Here is a 3,421-nt window from a genome sequence, read left to right on the forward strand (position 1 = left end):
GTACGAACCTGCCGAGCTTCAGGTGGCCTGCCACCCGAAGCTCGAAGAGCGAAGGGTGGTGCGGACGACGGGAATCGAACCCGTACGATCAGAGATCGAGGGATTTTAAGTCCCTTGCGTCTACCAATTCCGCCACGTCCGCAGGCCAGCCCTTTTCAGACGCCAGACACAGGCCGTCAAGTCGTGTTGTTGAGCGTTCGCCGAACGCGCAAACAGACCGGGCGGCTTGATGATACTGGCGCGCTCACGGAATTATCGGCGCGGCGGGTAGTGGTAGGATGCCTGTGTGGTGGATTTGATCCGCCAAGGCCGGCGCCTCTCAGGCCCAACCCATTCCCCCCGCCCACTGGGAGCGTCGGCCACCCTTCCATGAAGAGAGCCCCTCAAGTGGTCGCCTGGGCCGGCAGCGTCGCGATTGTGGGCCTGGTCAGAACTTGTAGCTCAAATTGATCCCGACCGTATTCAGCTTCACGTTCTGATCGCGATCGTTAAAGGGTTCTGCCACCTCGTAGTGCTCGGAGCCGAAATCATAGTAGCGATACTGCGCGCCGACGACGAACTTGTCGGTCAGCGCGTAGTCGACGCCGGCACCCACGGTCCAGCCGACATTCGTGCGCGTGCTGTCGAACGCCGGACCCGCGACTTGCGATGTTTCGATGCCGGCAAAGGCGACGCCGCCAATGCCGTAGACCAGCAGGCGGTCCATGGCGTAACCCGCCTTGGCGTTGACCGACCCGAACCACTTGATGTCGGTGCCGAATGTGCTTCCCAGCGCCGATACCGTCGTGCCGCCGACCGAGGAATAGTTGAGGTCCGCCTCGGCGCCGAGCACCGCCTGGTCGAATTGCCACAGGCCGGCGACGTGGCCGCCGACAAAACCGCCGTCAATGTCGGGCGCGATGGAAAATGGCGCACCTTCTGTCACCGATACATCGGATTGGCCCCAGCCATAGCCGGCCTGCAGACCAGCGTAATAGCCCGTCCAGTCGAATCCGGGCGCGGTCATCGGCACGTCGACCGCCGGGTCGGCTGCAAAAGCCGGCACGGCCAGAACGGCAAGGAAACCGGCACTAGCGACCATCAATCGACGCATCGAACTCCCCGAAATGACGGTTCAGAAAGATCCTCGTCAGAAGGATAACCGCATTCGCCGCAATCGCAATCCCCCTGTCGCCGTACAGAATCCTCTATTTGGCATCGATGAAGTCCAGCACAGCCTGGCTATATTCATCCGGCGCTTGCAGCATGGCGAAATGACTGGCGTTGGGCAGGATGATCAGCTTCGCACCTGGGATGGCGGAGGCGATATAGTCGGTGTGTTCGCGCTTGATCGCCTCATCGTGGTCGCCGGCAACGATCGCCGTCGGCGTGGTTATCTCGGCAAGCTGTTCCTTGCTCCACGCCGGCTCGCTCTCCCACATGTGGCTCATCTGCGCCACGAAGGCGTCATACTGGTCCGGTGTTTTCGACATCTTCTTGTAGTCGCGGCCGGAGCGGTCGATGTAGGCGGCAAAGGTCTTGTTGGTCATCACGCCCGGATCAAGGCCGTCGGTGGTTACGTTGGCGGCTTGCGCGAACAGCCTTGTCAGCCGCTCCGGATGATGCAGTGCGATGTCGATACCGATGATGCCGCCATCGCTCCAGCCGACAAGCGCGGTCTTGTCGATCTTCAGGTGGTCGAGCAGCGCCAGATAGTCCGATGCCATCAAGTCGTAGCCATAGGGCTGCTCGGTGCGGGTGGAGCGGCCGTGGCCACGGCTGTCGGCGACGATTACCTTGTGCGTCTTGGAAAGCGTGGCCACCTGGCTGGCCCAGATGTCGCCGTGGCCGAGGCCGCCATGGATGAGCAGCACCGGATCGCCCGCGCCGAAAACGGCGTAGTACATCTGGATGCCGTTCACCGGCGCGTATCCGCTCTGATCGGGTTTGGGCATGGCCGCTGGTTCCGGCAAGGTCTGCCAACGCTCCTCGGCCACGGCAGAAGTGGTCGACGCTGCGAACAAGATAACGATGGCGAACGCTTTCCAAAAACGGGTCATGTCTTCCCTCATATGGTTCGGTTCGCGGTCAGCATCGCCTTCCAGCCGGATTAGTCAACAAGCTCGCCCTGACGCGGTATGTCGGACCGACGGCTCTGGCGGCGCCCGCCGACATTTGCGAGACTGGCGGCAACCGAGGAATCGCCAATGACGAAAGCAACGCCCGCAAAACCCAGACCGTGGACCGAGATGGCGACACATCTGGTCGATGTCGCCGTGGGGCGCAAACCCGCTGACCTGGTCGTGCGCAACGGCCGCTGGGTGAACGTTCATTCGGGCGAGATCATCGCCGGCACCGACATCGCCATTGCCGGCGGGCGCTTTGCCTATTGCGGGCCCAATGCCAGCCATGCAATCGGCCAGGGCACCAAGGTGGTCGATGCCGGCGGGCGTTATCTGGTGCCCGGCCTCTGCGACGCGCATATGCATGTCGAGAGCGGCATGGTGACGGTGACCGAGTTCTGCCGGGCCGTCATTCCGCACGGCACCACCTCGATGTTCATCGACCCGCACGAGATCGCCAATGTTCTGGGTCTGCCCGGCGTGCGGCTGATGCATGACGAAGCGGTCGCCATGCCCATCAACGTGCATGTCCAGATGCCGTCCTGCGTGCCTTCGGCGCCGGGGCTGGAACATGCCGGCGCCGAGCTGACGGTCGCCGATGTCGCGGAAGCGATGACCTGGGAGAACATTATCGGCCTGGGCGAAGTGATGAATTTCCCCGGCGTCGTCGCCAATGATCCGGTCATGTCGGGCGAGATCGCGGCGACGGTCAAGGCGGGCAAGACGGTCGGCGGCCACTATGCCTCGCGCGATCTCGGCCTGCCGTTCCACGGCTACGTCGCCGGCGGCCCCGAGGACGACCATGAGGGCACGCGCGCCGAGGACGCTATCGCCCGCGTGCGCCAGGGCATGAAGGCGATGCTGCGGCTGGGCTCGGCCTGGTACGACGTCGCCTCGCAGATCAAGGCGGTGACGGAGGGCGGAATCGACCCGCGCAACTTCATCCTGTGCACCGACGACAGCCATTCCGGCACGCTGGTCCAAGAGGGCCATATGGACCGCGTGGTGCGCCACGCCATCCAACAGGGATTGAAGCCGGTGACGGCGATCCAGATGGCGACGCTCAATACCGCCCAGCATTTCAAACTGGAGCGCGAGATCGGCTCGATCGCGCCGGGCCGGCTGGCCGACCTGCTGATCGTCTCGGATCTCGCCGCAATGACCATCGACGAGGTCTATGCACGCGGCGTCAGGGTGGCCAAGGGCGGCAAGCTCGAAATCGACATTCCGGCCTATGATTACCCCCGGACGGCGAAGAACACCGTCAAGCTCGGCAAGAAGTTGAAGGGCGACGACTTCGATATCGCCGCCCCCAAGGG

At 63.3% G+C, this 3,421-nt stretch carries 3 protein-coding genes and 1 tRNA gene; 1 reads left to right on the plus strand and 3 read right to left on the minus strand.

Annotated elements, in window-relative coordinates:
• Positions 1-56 precede the first annotated feature (56 nt).
• From EN879_RS28740 to EN879_RS28750, 3 genes are all read right to left on the minus strand, one after another.
• A tRNA-Leu gene (locus EN879_RS28740) sits at positions 57-142 on the minus strand.
• 285 nt (positions 143-427) lie between these two features.
• Entirely contained in the window at positions 428-1,093 is a 666-nt protein-coding gene (locus tag EN879_RS28745; RefSeq protein ID WP_027160415.1) for an outer membrane protein, read from the minus strand.
• A gap of 94 nt (positions 1,094-1,187) precedes the next feature.
• Positions 1,188-2,039, minus strand: coding sequence for an alpha/beta fold hydrolase (locus EN879_RS28750; protein WP_063168107.1), 852 nt, complete (start codon positions 2,037-2,039; stop codon positions 1,188-1,190).
• Positions 2,040-2,186: 147 nt separating this feature from the next.
• Between EN879_RS28750 and EN879_RS28755 the strand changes: the two genes are divergently transcribed.
• The coding region (locus tag EN879_RS28755; protein ID WP_164774633.1) for an amidohydrolase family protein at positions 2,187-3,421 on the plus strand (1,235 nt) is incomplete at its 3' end.

The organism is Mesorhizobium sp. M7A.F.Ca.AU.002.02.1.1 (genome assembly GCF_003998535.1).
Taxonomy (GTDB): domain Bacteria; phylum Pseudomonadota; class Alphaproteobacteria; order Rhizobiales; family Rhizobiaceae; genus Mesorhizobium; species Mesorhizobium ciceri.